Source organism: Gemmatimonadota bacterium (assembly GCA_009841265.1).
Lineage (GTDB): Bacteria > JAAXHH01 > JAAXHH01 > JAAXHH01 > JAAXHH01 > JAAXHH01.
Genome location: VXMB01000009.1, coordinates 1587568 through 1605606, shown reverse-complemented (window position 1 = coordinate 1605606; position 18039 = coordinate 1587568). Strand labels below are relative to the sequence as shown.

Annotated in this window: 14 protein-coding genes; 9 read left to right on the top strand and 5 right to left on the bottom strand. The window is 63.8% G+C overall.

The genetic code is table 11. From position 1 onward, the window contains the following. Positions 1-191 precede the first annotated feature (191 nt). Positions 192-1172, bottom strand: a complete 981-nt coding sequence (locus tag F4X08_11785) for an ABC transporter permease (protein ID MYD26483.1) — start codon at positions 1170-1172, stop codon at positions 192-194. A gap of 568 nt (positions 1173-1740) precedes the next feature. Here F4X08_11785 and F4X08_11780 point away from each other — a divergent pair. The 5 genes from F4X08_11780 to F4X08_11760 are packed head-to-tail and all read left to right on the top strand — an operon-like array spanning position 1741 to position 9698. After that, positions 1741-2433, top strand: a complete 693-nt coding sequence (locus F4X08_11780) for an ABC transporter permease subunit (protein ID MYD26482.1) — start codon at positions 1741-1743, stop codon at positions 2431-2433. Further along, the gene (locus F4X08_11775) at positions 2433-3569 is read left to right on the top strand and encodes an ATP-binding cassette domain-containing protein (protein MYD26481.1); all 1137 of its coding nucleotides are present in this window, start codon (positions 2433-2435) and stop codon (positions 3567-3569) included. The genes F4X08_11780 and F4X08_11775 overlap by 1 nt, the downstream gene beginning before the upstream one ends. A gap of 22 nt (positions 3570-3591) precedes the next feature. After that, positions 3592-4497 carry a phytanoyl-CoA dioxygenase family protein gene (locus tag F4X08_11770; GenBank protein ID MYD26480.1) on the top strand — a complete coding sequence of 302 codons (906 nt, stop codon included), beginning with the start codon at positions 3592-3594 and terminating at the stop codon, positions 4495-4497. A 48-nt stretch (positions 4498-4545) separates the two neighbouring features. Next, positions 4546-9168, top strand: coding sequence for an FtsX-like permease family protein (locus F4X08_11765; GenBank protein ID MYD26479.1), 4623 nt, complete (start codon positions 4546-4548; stop codon positions 9166-9168). Further along, positions 9165-9698, top strand: a complete 534-nt coding sequence (locus F4X08_11760) for a cupin domain-containing protein (protein ID MYD26478.1) — start codon at positions 9165-9167, stop codon at positions 9696-9698. The genes F4X08_11765 and F4X08_11760 overlap by 4 nt, the downstream gene beginning before the upstream one ends. A 28-nt stretch (positions 9699-9726) precedes the next feature. Here F4X08_11760 and F4X08_11755 read toward each other — a convergent pair whose 3' ends face one another. From F4X08_11755 to F4X08_11745, 3 genes are all read right to left on the bottom strand, one after another. After that, positions 9727-10122: a type II toxin-antitoxin system VapC family toxin gene (locus tag F4X08_11755; protein ID MYD26477.1), complete on the bottom strand. Its 396-nt coding sequence runs from the start codon at positions 10120-10122 to the stop codon at positions 9727-9729. Then, positions 10107-10337, bottom strand: a complete 231-nt coding sequence (locus F4X08_11750) for a prevent-host-death protein (protein ID MYD26476.1) — start codon at positions 10335-10337, stop codon at positions 10107-10109. The genes F4X08_11755 and F4X08_11750 overlap by 16 nt, the downstream gene beginning before the upstream one ends. 101 nt (positions 10338-10438) lie before the next feature. Beyond that, entirely contained in the window at positions 10439-11593 is a 1155-nt protein-coding gene (locus tag F4X08_11745; GenBank protein ID MYD26475.1) for an exo-alpha-sialidase, read from the bottom strand. Between the two features lie 207 nt (positions 11594-11800). On the opposite strand from F4X08_11745, the gene F4X08_11740 reads away from it, so the two are divergent. Genes F4X08_11740 through F4X08_11730 form a run of 3 tightly spaced genes read left to right on the top strand, consistent with a single transcriptional unit; the run spans position 11801 to position 15131 of the window. Further along, on the top strand, positions 11801-12982 hold the full coding sequence (locus F4X08_11740; protein MYD26474.1) for a molybdopterin-dependent oxidoreductase: 1182 nt from the start codon (positions 11801-11803) through the stop codon (positions 12980-12982). A gap of 18 nt (positions 12983-13000) precedes the next feature. Beyond that, complete coding sequence (locus tag F4X08_11735) at positions 13001-14131, top strand: amidohydrolase (GenBank protein ID MYD26473.1); 1131 nt, start codon at positions 13001-13003, stop codon at positions 14129-14131. A gap of 13 nt (positions 14132-14144) precedes the next feature. Continuing rightward, positions 14145-15131 carry a TIM barrel protein gene (locus F4X08_11730; protein ID MYD26472.1) on the top strand — a complete coding sequence of 329 codons (987 nt, stop codon included), beginning with the start codon at positions 14145-14147 and terminating at the stop codon, positions 15129-15131. 95 nt (positions 15132-15226) lie between these two features. Here F4X08_11730 and F4X08_11725 read toward each other — a convergent pair whose 3' ends face one another. Next, positions 15227-17191 carry a methyltransferase domain-containing protein gene (locus F4X08_11725; GenBank protein ID MYD26471.1) on the bottom strand — a complete coding sequence of 655 codons (1965 nt, stop codon included), beginning with the start codon at positions 17189-17191 and terminating at the stop codon, positions 15227-15229. Between F4X08_11725 and F4X08_11720 the strand changes: the two genes are divergently transcribed. After that, positions 17175-17972, top strand: a complete 798-nt coding sequence (locus F4X08_11720) for a phytanoyl-CoA dioxygenase family protein (GenBank protein ID MYD26470.1) — start codon at positions 17175-17177, stop codon at positions 17970-17972. The two genes, F4X08_11725 and F4X08_11720, sit on opposite strands and share 17 nt — an antisense overlap. The last annotated feature ends 67 nt before the right edge of the window (positions 17973-18039 follow it).

Here is an 18039-nt window from a genome sequence, read left to right as displayed (position 1 = left end):
GCAGAAGGACGCCCATCTTCCGGTCTCGTCCCGGTGTCCCAGGCGGTACATGCGGGGCAGGTAGAGCACCAGCTGGATCGCCAGGGCGATCCGCCCCACCTCGAGGATCATGGTGTCCCAGCTCCAACCCAGGATCGCGCCGAGGACCCATACGATGCCGACTTCGCCCGTTGTGCCGATCGGATCCATGCTCAATCCTTCCTATACCGGATGCGGGGGTCCACCAGCGCGTACATGAGGTCCGTGATGACGTAGATCACGACGATGAGCGACGACCAGAGCAGGGCCGTGGACATGATCATGGGGTAGTCCCGGGCGAACACGCTCGTGGTGAAGTACCGCCCCAGGCCCGGGATCCGGAAGATCGTCTCGATAAAGAAGGATCCCGTGATCAGGTTGGCCATCATCGGTCCCGCGATGGTCAGCAGGGGGATCAGGGCGTTCTTGAACACGTGCACCACCACGACCGAGAACTCGGTGAGGCCCTTGGCCCGGGCGGTGCGCACGTAGTCGGCCCGGATGGCCTCGATCATGTTCGACCGGGTATACCTCGCCACCACGGCCATGTCTCCGAGCGACAGGGCGATCACCGGCATGACCCAGTCCTTGGGCGAATTCCAGCCTCCCGTTTCGAAGAGGTGCAGCCACAGGGAAAAGACGACGGTCAACCCGACGGCGACGACGAAACTGGGCGTGACGATGCTGAATACCGCGGTGAGCGAGGCGACGTAATCGATCCAGGTGTTCTGGTATACCGCCGCGAGAATGCCCAGCAGCAACCCGCCGGTGAGGGCCACGATCAGGGCCATGCTGCCCAGGTGGACGGAGACGGGCCAGGCCTGGGCGATGAGCTCCTGGCAGGTCTTGCTCTGGTGCTGGAAGGAATAGCCGAAGTCGCCCCGAATGACGTTGCTCACCCAGGAGATGTACTGGATGTGCAGCGGCTGGTCGAGGTTGTACTTCCGCATCAGGTTGGCGCGGACTTCGGGCGTCAACGGAATGCCGCCGGTCTCGCCTCCCGCGTCGAAGGGACCGCCGGGTACGGCGTGCATGATGGAGAAGGTGATGACCGAGACGGCGAAGAGTACGGGGAAGATCCAGAGTATGCGGCGGACCAGGTACCTGAAGCCCAGGTTCAGTCCGAGGAGGAAAATGCTGGTGACCGCGAGCATGATCAGCGTGCGGATCAGCATGACGTTCTGGGAGTCGGTGCCCCACAGCGCCAGGCTTACGGCCGCCAGGGCGATGGCCCGCGCGGCCAGGTTCGGCACGCGAAACCGCCGCAACAGGGTGGAAGCGGCGACGAACAGGAGGAGCCAGAGCGTCGCGAGGGCGGTATTGAATACGCCGAGCTGCGGCGCCGCGACGGCCAGGGCGACGATGGTGATAAGCGTCTGGACGCCCTTGACGAACGTCGCGTCCAGTTTACGCCGGTTACCCCAGTATCCCGCGGCCAGGACGAGCAGCAGCCACAGGACGCCAATGATCCCTATAACGGGCATCCGATCGTCTGATCCTTTGCTTGTGCAGGAGAATCACTTGCGAAACCGCGATTCGAGGGATGAGGAAACTGCCTGGTGGGGCGAGCCCGTCCGACTGGCCGCGGCGCCAACGGAGTCCGGCTCCGCTGGATGCCAGACAACCTAAGGTCCACCGGTGGTTCTGTCAACGTATTTCGGTCGCTGTCACGGGGCAAAAACCTGTTGATTCGCCGGGCCGTTTTGTTGTTTCATAGGGGTTATGGAATACCTGTACAGTGGATTTCAGGAAGCGGTCCGCCTGCTGTTCACGGGCGAATCCGGCGTGTATACCATCGTCGGCGTTTCCGTGTTCGTCGCGGTGTCCGCGATCATGCTGGCCAGCGTGATGGGACTGCCCGCGGGCTACCTGCTCGCCACCCGCCGGTTCAGGGGCCAGCGGTTCGTGACCACGGTGCTCAACACGATGCTGGCCATGCCGACCGTGGTGATCGGTCTCTTCGTCTACTCCCTGATCTCCCGGCGCGGCCCGCTCGGTTTCATGGAACTGCTGTATACACCGAGTGCCATGATCATCGGCGAGACGCTCCTCGCCCTGCCCATCGTGGCCGCCTTCACCCTCTCGGCGTTCCGTGCCGTGGATTCCCGGATCACGGAGACGGCCCTTACGCTGGGCGCGACGACGGCCCAGACGGCGCGCACCCTCATTTCGGAGGCCCGGTTCGGCATCATGGCGGCGGTGGTGGCCGCCTTCGGGCGGGTCATCGCCGAGGTGGGCGCGGCCATGATGCTGGGCGGCAACATCAAGGGAAGCACGCGGACCATGACGACGGCCATCGCCCTGGAGAGCAACAAGGGGGAGTTCGGCCTCGCCATCGCCCTCGGGATCATCCTGCTGCTCACGGCGTTCGGCGCGAACATACTCTTTCACTGGCTGCAGGGGTTCGACGACTGATGGCCGATCCGATCACGGCCGATTCGAAGTCAACCGGTCCGATGACGACCGGTCCGATGACGACCGGTCCGATTATCGTGGGCGAACACCTGGCGCACCGGTACGGTTCCGGGTTTCATCTGCATGTCGAAAACCTCGCCCTGTACGCCGGTAAGACCTATGCCGTTTACGGGTCGAACGGATCGGGCAAGACCACGTTGCTGAACATACTCGCCCTGCTGACGCTGCCGCAGGAGGGCCGGATCCTCTTCGAAGGCCGGCCCATGAACGGGGCCGATCCGGGCCGCAGCCGGCAGTACCGCCGCCGCGTCACGCTGCTCATGCAGCACGTGTACCTGTTCCGGTCCACCGTATTCGATAACGTGGCGTCCGGCCTGCGGTTCCGCGGCATGGCGAAGGAGGCCATCGAAGCACGCGTGACCGGCATGCTGGACAAGGTAGGCCTTCGGCAATTCGCCCACCGGACCGCCCACAGCCTGTCGGGCGGAGAAGCGCAGCGGGCGGGACTCGCCCGGGCCCTGGTCACGGACCCCGACGTCCTGCTACTCGACGAGCCTACGGCCAGCGTGGACGCGGCGCACGGGAAGCAGATCGAGGCGATTCTCGCGGAGACGTGCCGCCAGCGGCGCATGACCGTCGTGCTCTCGACGCACCAATACGACCAGGCCTATCGCATCGCCGACGAAGTGCTGATCATGCGCGACGGGCGGATGCTCGAGAAGGGACCGGAGAACGTCTTCAAGGGCCGCATCGAGGAGACCGCCGACGGCCCGGTCGTAAAACTGGACGGCGGCATGACCCTGCGATCGGACACGACCGCGCGCGGACCGGCCCACATCGTCATTTCTTCGCAGGAAATCCGGCTGGCGAGGTCGCCGGCGAAGCCGACGCGCACGCCGGACGCCGCGAATACGCTCGTGGGCGTCGTGACCGCGGCGGCGGTGGACGGAGACCGCATACGCCTGGACGTGGACGCCGGCCCTCTCACGGACGCAGAGGGCGGCCCGCGCCCGGTTGAGGCCGCCGGCCTTCGCCTGACCGTCCACGTGGCGCGGGCGTCTTTTTCGGACATGGGCATCACCGTCGGGGACACGGTGCATGCCGCCATCGACGCCTCGGCCGTCCGGGCTTCATGAACGACCAACCACGGAGGAACCAATGACCACCCGGGAACCCTCAAGCCTGGTCATGGGCAAGGACGAATTGCTGATGGACGGGAAGTACCTGTCCACGCTCCGGGAAGCGAACGAACTGCTGGACGACGCGGAAGCGCTTCGGGAACGCATGGCCGAAGACGGCTACCTGCTCATCCGGGGCCTCCACGATCCGGATAAGGTCCGGGAAGCGCGCCGGGTCGTGCTGGAGAATCTCCAGGCAAACGAACAGATCGATCCGGACTACCCCCTCGACCTGGGCGTCGCGGCCCCCGGAAAGCGGGGCGCGTTCTTCGGCGGCGCCAAGCGGGTGACGCACACGGACGAATTCCTCGCCGTGGTCAATTCCCCCGAAATCATGGGGTTTTTCGAGCGGTTCCTGGGCGGCCCCGTCCTCACCTTCGACTACAAGTGGCTTCGGGCCGTGGGCCCGGGCCACAACACCGGGGCGCATTACGACATGGTCTACATGGGCCGGGGCACGCCGAACCTGTATACCGTGTGGACCCCCCTGGACGACGTGTCCTTCGACATGGGTCCCCTCGTCATCCTGGCCGGATCTCACCAGTTCGAGGCCGTCAAGGAAACCTACGGCCAGATGGACGTGGACCGGGACCACGTGACGGGCCACTTCACCAACGAGCCCATCGTGATGGTCGACCAGTACGGGGGCCAGTGGCAGACGAGCGAATTCAGCACGGGGGACGTGATCGTCCTCGGCATGTACACCATGCACGGCTCCATCAACAACACGTCGAACCGGTTCCGCATCAGCACCGATACCCGCTACCAGCTGGCCAGCGAGCCCGTCGACCACCGATGGGTCGGCGAAAACCCCGTCGCCCATTACGCGTGGACCGAAGGGAAGACCGTTTCCATGGAGGAGATGCGGCGGAAGTGGAAGGTCTAGCGCGGATCGAGCGGTTGTTCCGTCCCACCCAACCAGCGGAAAGACGCCTTGCACCTTAAACGAACCCTTTTCGGCCCTCTTGCCGGCCTGGTCCTGCCGCTTGCAATATTCGCGGCCTCCGCGTGCCAGACGTCGGGCGTCCGCGAGCGCGTGGCATACTTGGCCGAACCCATCGGCGACGGCCAGGTGGCCGCCGTGGTCGACTCGGCGCGAATCCGGCAGACTATTACCGACCTGGTGTCCTTCGGCTCGCGGGTAGCCGGTTACCCGGGTGCCACCGAAGCGGCGTACTACCTGGCCGATCGCATGCGGGAAATCGGCCTCGAGGACATCGAGATGGAGGAATTCGTCTCGTCCATCCCCCTGGACGAAGGCGGCGAACTGACCCTCCTGGATGCCACGACCCTGGAGGCCCGGACGATCCCCCTTTACGCCCTTTGGCCCAACCTGGTGCGCACCTCCACGACGCCGCCGGGGGGCATCACGGGGAAGCTTCACTACGTCGGCAACGGCGAGTGGGCGGACTTCAACGGCATCGATCCCGCCGGCGCCGTCTTCCTGATGGACTTCAATTCCGGCGTAAACTGGCAGCGGGCCGCCCAGCTCGGCGCCCGTGCCGTGATCTTCGCGGAACCCGACCACACCACGCGGGTCGACGGAGAGGAGAAGCACCTCCAGGTCCCCCTCGACTTCCCCCGCTTCTGGATGAAAAAGGCAGCGGCCCGGCCCCTGGTCGAATACCTCGAAACCAACGGTTCGATCAACGTCAGGGCAGAAGGACGCATGACCTGGAAACGGCGACCGGCCTACAATGTCTTCGGTAAGATCCCGGGGACGCATCCGGAGCTGAAGGAGGAGGTCATCGTCCTCAACGCCTACTACGACTCCATTTCCGCCGTACCGGCCGTATCCCCCGGCGCGAATCAGGCGTCGGGCGTGGCCGCGCTCCTTGAAATGGCCCGCTACTTCGCGGCCCATCCTCCCGCGCGCACCGTGTTGATACTCGCGACATCGGGCCACTTCATGTCGCTCAGCGGGATAAACGACTTCTCCTACCGCCACGCACGTATCTCCAGTCACTTCGCGGACGAACTTGAGGACCCCATCAACATCAAGCTCTTCGCCGGTATCGACCTGTCCAGCGCACGCGACCAGGTCGGCGTCATCTACTCCGGCGTCTTCTTCGGGGGGGATTCCTTCGAAAAACAGCGGTTCTTCACGCCATTCGGCCGGACCTTCATGGGCTACGCCGACGAAGTGATTCGGCGGGGCGCCATACCGGTCGACGCCCTGGTGAACGTGATCTCCCCCTCGCAGGGGCACCGGACCGCCGGTTTCTTTCCCGCGGGCCAGATCGGCCTCGAGGCCGAACTCATGTTCTGGATGGGAATCCCGGCCCTGTCCTTCGCCACGGTGTTCGACGTCCGCGAGTTCGTGGACACGCCCATCGACGACCTCGACCGGGTCAACTTCCGCAACGTGTATACGCAGACGCTGCTGCTGACCGAGCTCTTCGGCCGCGGCGTCAACGATCCCCGCCTGTTCCCTGATTTCAAGATGCAGCTCGAGGACCGCTTCGTGAACGGCAGGATCCGAGTCGTGGAGTTCGATCCCCGGGAGGACTACATCCCGAGCAAGCCCAAACCCGGCGCCGTGGTCCGATTCCGCCGCTACAACAAGACCATCAGCGGGGTGAAGAACGAGATCTTCGTGGTGGCGGACAGCACCGGGGTAGCCGAAAGTACCGAACTGGAGGCAGGGCGCACCTACCCCACGGAAGGTTACGTGATGGACCCGGAAACGGGGGAAATCATCTATGCGCCGGACCGCGGTCCCTACGGGGAAGGCGCCTATCCCCTCGAGATCAAGATGGATTGGGTGGACAAGGAGAAACCCACGGTGGTCTTCCGGTCCGATGCGACCAACATCTACGACCTGGTGGACCCGCGTTTCCTGACCCGGCTGAACGAGGCCGTGGTGCTCGACGAGTCGGGCAATCCGCCCCTCGAATGGGGCATGACCTTCCAGGAGGGCGGTTGGACCACGGGTTTTTCGTACGAGGAGGACACGGCCGTCCTTTTCATGCCGCCGGAAAGCCGGTTCAAGGTCACCATGTCCACCGGCCTGTTCGGCCGCCGCCTCATCCTGACCAACGCGGACGAGAACTACCCCGAGGGAATCGGGTTCGAGGCGGGTATCGACGCCATCCCCCTGACTTCCTACCAGGTGGCGAAAGACATGTGGCACCTGGACGAGGCGCGGATCGGCGCGCTCAAGTCCGTCGGCGTGAGCAACACCCGGCTGGACGACTTCCACCGGGAGGCGGGCCGCCTGCTGGACCTGGCCGAGATCGCCCGGCAGAACCTGGAGTGGGACCGGTTCATCAAGTACGCCCGGGCCGCGTGGGGATACGAGTCCCGCGCCTATCCGGACGCGACCGGGACGGCCAACGACGTCGTGAAGGGCGTACTGTTCTACATGGTGCTCGTCATCCCGTTCGCATACGCCCTGGAGCGGTTGGTCTTCGGATTCGCCAATGTGTACAAGCGGATCGCCACTACCGTCGCCATCTTCCTGGCCGCATACGGGTTGCTGCGGTTCACCCACCCGGCCTTCCAGATCACCACGGCGCCCGACATCGTGCTTCTCGCCTTCATGACCTTCGTCCTCGCCGCCGTCGTCATCTGGATCATATCCCAGCGGTTCAGCCAGACCATGCGGGAGGTCCGGCAGGACAACCGTACCGTACAGTCCACCGACGTACGGCGGTCGAGCGCCCTGGCCACGGCCTTCTCCCTGGGCATCGGCAACATGCGAAAGCGCAAGGCCCGGACCCTGCTGACGTGCGTCACCCTCGTGCTCCTTGTGTTCACCGTGCTTTCCTTCACCTCCGTGCAGACCTTCCTCCGGCTGCAGACGCTGAGCCGGGACACGGACGCCACCTATACGGGCTTCCTCGTCCGCAACCCCAACTGGGGGCCGCTGCAGAAGCAGACTTTTCAGTACGTGAAGTCCGAGTTCGGTTCGTCGGAGGCCGAAGACCGGGGCATCACCATCGTATCCCGGTCGTGGTACTCAGGGACGTTCCCCGGCGAGACGACCTTCATCCGAATGGACCGGGAGGGACCGGACGGCACGAACCATTCCACCTATGCCTCGGCCATCCTCGGCCTGTTGCCGGAAGAAGGGGAGGTGAGCGGCCTGGACCGCACGGTGAGATCAGGCCGGTGGTTCGAGCCCGGGGAGCGCGAAGTGTGCATCGTCCCGGCCGAAATGGCGGAGCTGCTCGGCTTGACCGGGGATGAAATCGTAGGATCCGAAGTCCTTGTGTTCGGTCAGCCCTTCGAGGTGATCGGCGTGTTCGACGCGGCCGATCTCGAGAGGATCACCGACCTGGACGGCGAACCGCTCACACCCGTGGACTACACGGCGACGGGCCAGGATCTGCTGACCGAACTCGCCCTGATGGACTACGACGAAGAGCCCGTGGATATGGCCGCGTTCGAGCACCTGCCGGCGGCGAACATCCTGCTGACCCCGCAGGCCTATGTGAACGATCTCGGCGGGACCCTCCGCTCCGTCGCGGTCCGGTTTCCCACGGACGAAGCGGCCGCCAACCGGATCGAACGCTTCATGCAGCGTCTCGGGATCCCGGTGGTGGCGTCCGTGGACGGAGAGGTCGCGGTATACAGCGCCATGGCGCTGAGTTCGCTGTCGGGGCTCGGCAATCTGTTCATTCCCATGGTCGTGGCCGCCCTCATCATCCTGAATACCATGATGAACGCCGTCTACGAACGCTTCAGCGAAATCGGGGTGTACAGCGCCGTGGGCCTGGCGCCGGCCCACATCGGAGCCCTGTTTATCGCCGAAGCCGCCATGTACGCCGTCATCGGCGGCATGTCCGGTTACCTGATCGGACAGACCCTGGCCCGGGGGATCACGGAGTACCAGTTGCTCGCGGGGCTGAACCTGAACTACTCGTCCCTTTCCGCCGTGGCCTCCACGTTCATGGTCATGGCGGTGGTCATGCTGTCGACGATCTACCCCGCGCGAAAGGCTTCCCAGATGGCCGTGCCGGACGTCAACCGGCAGTGGTCCTTCCCCGAGCCCGAGGGCGACGACTGGCGTTTCGAGTTCCCCTTCACCATCAGCCGCACGGAGACGCTGGGCCTCTACGCCTACCTGACGCGGTTCTTCGAATCACACGGCGAAAGCACGCTGGGTAATTTCATGACGGACGAGGTGGTCCTGACCGGGACGAATGGATCTGCTCCGGCGGCCGGGCGATCGGGCGGCCGGACGGCCAGCGCCGATCCGGGTGAGGCGCGGGCGTCCGATGCCGGTCCGGAAGCGTCCACTTATGAAATCAGCATGAAGACCTGGCTGGCGCCCTACGACACGGGGGTCAGCCAACGCGTGTCCCTCCACGCGGCCCCCGCCGAGGAAGAACACGACCTGTACGCGGTGTGGGTGCACATCTACCGCCTGAGCGGCGACGTGGATTCATGGCAGCGGCTCAACCGGCGCTTCCTGAACGTGCTGCGCAAGCAGTTCCTGGTATGGCGCACCGTGGATCAGGAGGTCAAGAAGGTCTACGCGGACGAAGGCCGGGAGATGATCGCGGCAGAGACGGGAGAAGTGGTCGCGGGAGGCACGGGACAGGTATCATGAAAGGCGATGGAAACGTTGGTCCGGGAGGCCCTGGAGGCACCGGAGGCCCCGGGGGTAACGGAGGCCCTGGAGGCAACGGTGGCCCCTGGCTCAGGACGCTCATGGGCCAGAACGTACGGGTCATGACCCCGGGTTCCGCCACGGAAGGCCGCGTCACGGTCATCGAGGCCGTCGAACCGCCCCACAGCCCGCCGCCCGTATTCACACGGCACGCCTTCATCGAAATGTTCCTGGTCGTCAAGGGCGCGCTGACCTTCCAGTTTCTCCACGAAAGTGCCTTCGTGCTCGAAGCCGGTGAGATGGTCACGGTGCCGGGATGGAAACCCCACTCCTTCTGGAACGACGGTGATGATCCCGCCCGGATCATGCTGATCTGCACACCCGCGGGACTGGACCGCTTCTTTGAGGCGTCCGACCGATTGCTGCGGCGTATGCCCGTCGAAACGTCCGATCCTGATGTACTGAAAGGGGAGATGGAACGCCTGAGGGAAGAGTTTGGGCTGGAACACGTGGCGCCGGCGCCGGGGTGACAGGGTCTGAGGCGCCAGATTTTCGGTCCTACCAGACAGCCTTCTCGTAGAAACTGCGAAGCACGTTGTCCGAAGTCACCAGCGGGCAGTTGTGCAGAGAAGCCGTGGCTACGATGGTCCGGTCCACAGGATCCCGGTGATTCCAATCCAGTTGTAGATTCCTGATCCAGGTACTCAGATCCACGGGCAGAATTTCCACACGATTGGTTTGCTCCAGGTTTTCCAGGTATTCCCCGCCGGATAGTGGTAAAACAAGCTTGCCCCGTTCAACTTTGATGCCGATCTCCCAGATCGATATCGAACTGACGCCTACGCGGTCGGCCTTTGCGATGGCTTGTTCGGCGGTCCCTGACAGGCGGCCGGGATCGAGCGTCCAGAATACCAGTGAGGACGTATCCAGTACGACCATTACACTCCATCCCATACATCGGTGGTGGGCGTGTTGATGTCCTCGTGGTAGACGACTTTCCCACGCAGTTTCTCGAACACTCTGTCAACAGGTTGCTTTGTTCCAATGGGTCGAATGCGCAGAACGGGACGCCGGTTGTGCGTCACGATCAATTCCTCGCCCGATTCCTCGATCTCCCTGAAAACCTGGAGCATGTTTGCCTTGAGCTTGCTTTTTGAGATCGTCGGCATATGGTCCTCGGGCCGTATTAAATGACTATGGTCATGTCTATGGTCATATAATACCAACCATTACGGAAATGTCAACTGTAAACTGGTGAGAATGGCAGGATCTACACGTCCACGGGCCGCAGATCCAGGGCTAGATCGCGGAAGTCCCTCACCCGGTGAAGGGTAATCAGGTTGGTGTCGTGCTGGTTCTTGCCGCCGCGGGCTGTACGGGCGACGACCAGGTGATCGTCTCCGGAGATGACCTGCGAGGCGTAGCTGAAGGACTCCATCATGCTCCTGCTCATGGCCACGCAACCGGCCTGGAACCAGTTGAGGGCGTCCACGCTGTACATGAGCATCAGGATGCGCCGCTCGTTTCCCGGGGGACCGCTGAAGCCGATGCGCCGGAGGGGTTCCCGGTCCTGCCACGGGTTGGTGGACAGGGTTACGGTGGTCCAGTACAGGCCGTCTTTTTCGTCGTGAACGATCTGGAACTTGCACTGCGCTCCCGGCATGGGGTGGAACTGGACGAACCGGTAGTCCAGGGTTTCGCCGTCGTCCTCGACCCGGCCGATGGAGGCCAGGCTCGACGTCGTGTGGCCGTCGACGATCGTACGCATGATCATCCGGATCTCGCCGTTCACCAGTACGATGTTGCCTTCCAGGAAGCTGTCGGCCGGCACCTTTTCTGTCGCACTCTCCGGGTACCTGCGTTGCGAAAGCACGTCCGGGATGCCCGGGAACCGGACGTGGTTGGACATGCGCCAGGCCCCCGGATCCAGCAGATCGCGCGAAAGGTCGCCGGCCACTACCAACGACTTCCAGTCGAAGCGGCTGGGTGCGTCGCAGGTCTCGAAAGCCCGGTAGGCGTGGCCGTTGTGGATCAACACCGGCGTCGGCGCGCAGTGGTGCCTGCCCTCGAAGAGCGTGACGGGTCCCTCCCAGTTGGTGCCGCCGTCGTGGGATCGGCCGATGACGATATCCCGGCTTCTCCGGCGGTTGCCGATGAGGTAGGCATCGTCTTCATGGGCCCAGATGGTCGCCCAGATGAAATCCAGGCGAGCTGCCAGGTTCCACGTGGCGCCGTCGTCGTCGCTGACCAGCACTTCGGTCTGATCCGGCACGGCTTCCTTGAGCGGGCTGGGGCGAAACCACTCGTAACTGGCCAGCAGGCGTCCGGAATCCATCCGGGCAATCGAGGGCGAACCGGCGTACACTGTTTCCGGTTCGGGCGATGAGGCCAAAACGAGGTAGTCTTCGGATAACATGTGGTTCATGATTCATGACCTCCGGCGATAGGGGGATGGGAATCGATACTACGCGGAAGACATGGCCTTGTCAACACAGCCCTTGATCTGAACATAGCCCTTGATCTGTTCCGCCCACCCACTGTATCATAGAACCGATCACCGCAGTCCCCATCTCGATCATCTGAATAGACCGAATCGAAGGAACTGAACCGGGTAAACCGAGAGGATACCAACATGGCCGGAAAAACCAACCTGTCCCGCAGAGACGTGCTGATCAAGGGAGGGATCGCGACAGCCGGCATGACGCTGTTGCCTTCCCACGTGCTGGCCCGGTTGGACCAACTGGCTCGGGACGAAACGCCCGTAAACTGGATCGACGAATTCGGGCCGCCCCGAAGCCCCGATTTCGTGCTGCTGGACTGGAACGGCCTGGAGTCGTGGATTACGCCCGTGGACCAGTTCTTCTCGGCCAGCCACTATCCGGAGCCGACCGTCGACGGCGATACCTACAGCCTCGAAATCACGGGCGCGGTGAGACAGAAGCTCAACCTGAGCCTGGACGAGATCAAGTCCATGCCGCGCAGAGACCTGGATTTCACCCTCGAATGCTCGGGCAACCGGGGTGTTCCCGTCTTCCGCGGCGGCGTGTTCAACGCCCGCTGGACCGGCACGCCGCTGGCGCCGATCCTGGAGCGGGCGGGGATGTGGGACAACGGCATGGAGGTGGTTTTCTTCGGGCACGACGAAGGGGAGGAGGTCATCACGCCCCGCCGCAGCGAGCCGCTGACCATGAAGCAGAACTTCGCCCGTTCGCTCACCATGGCGCAGGCCATGGACCCGGACATCCTGCTGTGTTACGAGGTGAACGGCCAGACGCTGCCGCCGAAGCACGGTTATCCCCTGCGCCTCATCGTACCCGGCTGGTACGGGATTACCCAGGTGAAATGGCTGAAGCGCATTGAAGTGCGCACGACCCGGTACATGGGGCGGTTCATCTCGCGGGATTACGTCACGATCCGCGAGGAGACCCACAACGGAGAGACGGTGTGGCGCCAGGAGTCCGTGGGCAAAGGCCGCATCAACTCCGTGACGGCGCGGGTTACCCGGGTCGGTCCCCTGCACCGGATCTACGGCGCGGTCTGGGGCGAGCCACTCAGGGAGGTGCAGGTGCGTATCGACGACGGTCCATGGCAGTCGGCGGAAATCATCGAGGGCGAGGACGCCGAGTACGCCTGGAAGTTCTGGCGCCTGGACTGGGACCGCCCGTCCCCCGGCGAGCATACGATCACGTCGCGGGGCGTGACGGCGGCCGGCACGGTGCAGCCGGCGCCGGACGACCCCTACCTGGCCGGCAAGAAGACCTACTGGGAGAGCAACGGACAGGTAACCCGTACGATACGGACCTTCGAAAGCTAGGGAACCGTTTCCCGATCCATGATCATCGATTCCCACGCGTACTGCTTTCCGCCGGGTGACGCGAAAGCCGGGTACGCCGATGCCCGGGACCACCTGCGGTGGATGCAGGCCGAGCACGCGGTCCATCACCAGCCGGCCTGGCGGGTCCGGGACCGGGCTCCCGCTTCGTCGAAGTCGATCGCGCCAGCAGCGCCCGGAGACTGGTCCACGCTCCCCGACGTGGATTTCCGCGTCGATCGAACCCACGGCCGCGTGGTGTGGACAATCGACGGCGAAGACTACACCAAGCAGTTCTACCCACCCCACCTGCGCGACCTGGAATACACCCCCGACGGCCTGATCGCCGAGATGGACTACGCGGGCGTGGATGTCGCCCTGCTCCATACCAATCCCATGCTGGGCCGCGACAGCGCCTTTCAGGCCGCGTGTGTCGAAGCCGCCCCGGGCCGCCTGTACTCCATGGCGCCCGTGGACGAGTGGCGTATCGTCGTGGAAACGGACCGGGTGATCGAAGAGACCAAGCGGGCAGTGCGGGTTCACGGCCTGCACGCCGTAAAGTTCAATGCCTCGCTGGCCTACCGCGGAAGCGAGCAGTCGTGGAGCGGCGGCGCTTACCACCCCTTCTGGGACGCCGTGGCCGCCCTGAACGTCCCGGTCTTCTTCACCCTGGGTGCCGGACCCGTCCTCGGGTACCACGCCGACCTCACGCAGGGGTACTTAGGCGAACTCGGCGTACTCATGGACTGGATGGACCGTTACCCGGACACGGTCTGCAGCATCACCCACGGTTTCCCCTGGCGTATGTTTATCGACGGAGACCGTCTCGTGTTGCCGGAAGGCCTGTGGAGACCCTTCGAAAACCCCCACCTCAGCCTGGAAGTGTGCTTTCCCGTGCGGATCGGTGATCAGTTCGACTTTCCCTACCGAGAGGTCTGGACCGCACTGGAAGAGATGGTCAACCGAATTGGAGCAGACAGGTTGCTGTGGGGCACGGACATGCCCTTCCAGAACCGGTTCTGCACCTACCGCCAATCCCGAGACTGGATCGAGAAGTACGCGGATTTTCTGAACGAGGCGGACCTGGCCGCTATCATGGGCGACACCGCCGCACGAATCCTGGGCATCGCCAGCACTCACAAGTTTACATAACACGGAGAATACCATGCACGTCGGCACCCAGCAGTTCAGCACGGCGGACGAAGACCTCGCGTATCTCGCCCGCCATGGCGTCTTCAACAAGAGCGAACTCAACATCACCTTCCACCGGGAGTACGGCTGGGACGTGGAGGAACTGGCGGCCAAAAAGGAAAGGTGCGCCCGTTTCGGGATCGAAATGGAAATGGTGGCCCTGCCCATCGCCGACCTGAACGTGGACGGTGGCCAGGTACCCAACTACATGCTGGGCGACTACGAAGAGGGCGACAAGGAAATCGAACTGGTCTGCAACATGGTGCGCCAGGCCTCGGAGGCGGGCATCCCCGCGATCAAGTACTACCTGTGCGAGATGGAGAACCAGCGCACCGAGAGCGATCCGCCCGGCCGCGGAGGTTCGATCTACAGCACCTGGGACCTGGAGAAGGCCAAGGACCGGCCGGCCAGGTACAACGAACCCGTGCCCGCCGAGATGAACTGGGCCCGCATCACCTACTTCCTGGAGCGGGTGATCCCCGTGGCCACGGAATGCAAGGTTCGCATGGCCTGCCATCCCTGCGACCCCTGGCTTCCCCCCGGGTACCGCTGCGTGGACCGCGTGCTCGGCGGCTTCGATGGTTTCAAGCAGTTCATCGAGATCTGCCCCAGCCCCTATCACGGCGTCAACCTCTGCCTGGGCTGCATGGCGGAGAGTTCCCTCGATCCCCTCAACGAGGTGCCGGACATCATCCGCTACCTCGGCTCGCGCAAGAAGATCTTCCTCTGCCACTTCCGCAACATCGTGGGCGGGCGCAACAAGTTCCAGGAGGTCTGGCCCGACGAGGGTGTCATGAACATGCACCGCAACATGCAGGCGCTCAAGGAGGTCGGCTACCCGCACATGTGCGTGCCCGACCACGCGCCGGGCCACAAGGAACCGGACAGCTACCGGCAGGCCTTCGCCTACGAGTTCGGCTACATCCAGGCCATGATCCAGGCGGTGATGGACGAGGGGTAGGGTGGTGGTTGGTGCGGCGGTCCCGTCTTCGACATGCCGCGGTCAGGTCAGTCACTCGATCAGTTCGGCCGCTGCTGTCAGTTCGGCCGCCGCGATCAGGTCGGCCACTCGATCAGTTGCTGGTCCTGTTTCAGGCGCGCGCGCTGGTGCTGGGCGGCGGTGAAGATGTCTTCCAGCCCGGGCGTGTCGACGTCGAGCCCCGGCAGGGAGTACCGCGCTTCCATGAAAAACCGGTCCTCCTCGGGCGATTGAACCCACGCGTGCCGCCACCATTCCAGCATGCGGTCCCGGGCGTCGGCCATGGCGCTGGAGGAGGGCAGCCGGTCGCTCTTTCTGAGGTTGATGGTGCTGTGGGCCGGCAGCAGGTTCCAGAGATCGTTGTTTCGCCAGCGCGCCCACGGGAAACAGTGGTCGATGTGCGGAGCGTTTCGAATTCGCGTAGCGGACCAGACACAGGTGAGCGCGAATCCGTCATCGCGCAACTGCTTCGCCCGTTCGTGGGCGATGCCTGTGTCGTAACGGCTTTCGGTCCATTCGTAGGGGTCGTTCGTTGCTAAGTCGGCCCCGTATTCCCGCACCAGGGCGGACTGGCTGTCGGACTGGCCGGCGGATCGGTCCGCGGATTGGCCGACGGATTGGTCGGTTCGGACCGCCCACCGCGCGTCATTGCGCTGGTTTCCCGGGCCAACCCAATTCGAAGTCAGCTGCCGCCATTCCCCTACGATAACCGGATCCAGCCAGCAGGCGAACTGACCGAGCGCCTGCCAAAGCAGCGCGGGTATCCTGAAGCGGCCGAACCGCGCCAGGTATTCGCGCGACAGGACGATGGGCTGCGACGACGCCCGCGTACTGGAAAACCCGGATTCGAACAATTGCCGGTCGTCGGAACCGGGAAACGTGATGTAGCGTACCGGCATCCGCTGGATATTCTCGCAGGCGTCGTTTATGGCGCGGGTAATGAGGACGGCCCGGTCAGAATCAAACCGGGCACCGAGCCGAAGGTCGGAAGGCGAAACGTCTTGCAATTGGTAGAACGCTTCCTTGGCCCAGCCATATCCGCCCGGCCCCTGAGGGCGTTGCGGCTGCCTATGATGCAGGACCAGGGGCAGGTATTGCTTCAGCCAGTACAGACCGACGGCACCAAAGGGAATCTCCACGTAATCGTCCGTGCGATCGATGACCAGTCCCGGTGCCGTTTCGGCGAGTCGCACCAGGGTACGGAGCAGCCCCAGCTTGTAGGTCGAAGACTTGTTGTCGTTCACGATCACGTGGCGCAGCAGGGGCAGGCTGCCGGTGCCATCGTCCGGCATGGCGAAGACCAGCGTCTCCCAGTCTATGCCGGAGCGCGTCAGGTCCGGTTGCGTCGAGTGGCTGCGCAGCGCGATGGCTCGCCGGTTGGCAAACCCGACAATCTCCTCTGCTGAAGTGTCATGGAATCCCCGGGCGGCGTTTTCCGTGGCGTCACCGCCGCGCCTTAGCGTAATCACCAGCAGTCCGGATGGATTGAGCAGTTCGGAGAGGATGCGGAACGCCCGTTCCCGAACTTTCGGCGCCAGGTGCATCCACACGGCACTCAGCAGAATCAGGTCGAACCGCCGGCCGAGCGCGCGCAAAACCCGCAGGTCCGGTAGCGCATCGTCCATCCAGACCACGCGTGGATGGGCGCGTTCCGCGGCGAGTGTGCGCAATGCGCTCGGTTCCACCGCCACGACTTCCCACCCCCTGGCCGCAAGCCAGTTGGCGTCGCGTCCCGAACCGGCGCCGATGTCGCAGGCGAATCCGGGCTCTTCACGAAGGTGGACCGGCGCCCAGTCGGCATGGACGTCGGCGGGATCGACTCCGTCATACCGGGCGGCGAGGGCGTCGGCGTTGAGGTCGTAGTAGCTGGTGCTGCTCATGTGGTAAGGCGAGACGGTCGCGGGAAATCGGTTGAATATCCAATGTCGAAACCTTAATCTATGATCTTGCCATAGTAGCCCGAAGGCGCGAGATGTCAAGCAATCCAATGCGTTTATCATCCCCGACGGCCGACAGGAGATTCCCGTGATTTCTAAACGCATTCTGCCCGGCGAGCGTCTCGACGACGCCCCGATGCAAGCGATACTCGAGGACTTTTACAGGAATGGTGTCACCCTCATCCCCGGGGTACTGTCGCGGGATGAAATCGATGTCCTCCGCGAGGTCACGGACCGCTGTTTCAACGATCCCGTGCTGGCCGGCACCGATTACTTGAGCGGCCAGGGAGACGGATTCGTGCTGCGCAACACGCTGGAGCTGGACGCGGTGTTTGTGGACATGCTGATCCGGGAACCCATCCTGAGCCTGGCCGAGGCGGTCGTGGGGGAGGACTGCAAGTTCTGCGGCCAGAACGTGATCCGCAATGCGCCGGGCCAGGCGATCGATCTGTGGCACGTGGACGACCGGGTGGAGTTTCCGCTTCCGGACGACGTGCCCCGCCACGACTCCCGCATCCGTATGCCGGTCCAGTGGTTCACCATCCAGATGGCGCTCACCGACATCGACACGGACGAGGACGGCCCGACGCAGTTCGTCCCGGGCAGCCACTATTCAGGCAGGGATCCCAACAGCCAGGAAAACCCCGAGTTCGAAGGACGGGGGCCGGTATCGGTGTTTTGCAAGGCGGGAGACGTCTATCTGCAGAACAACCAGTGCTGGCACCGGGGTGCGCCGGTCACGTCGGACCGAATACGCTACGTCTTTCAGTCCCAGTACGCCGCATTTTGGGCATACCGGCGGTTCAGTACGTATAACCACGTACCTGTACCGCCCACGGTGCTGTCCCGGGCGTCCGATCGGTTGCGCGGCGTGCTGGGCGTGTGACGTAACGGAAGGGTTGTTGGGTCGAACGTGCGGGCTCGTGCCCGTTGAGTTGCGGAAAAGGAATGGC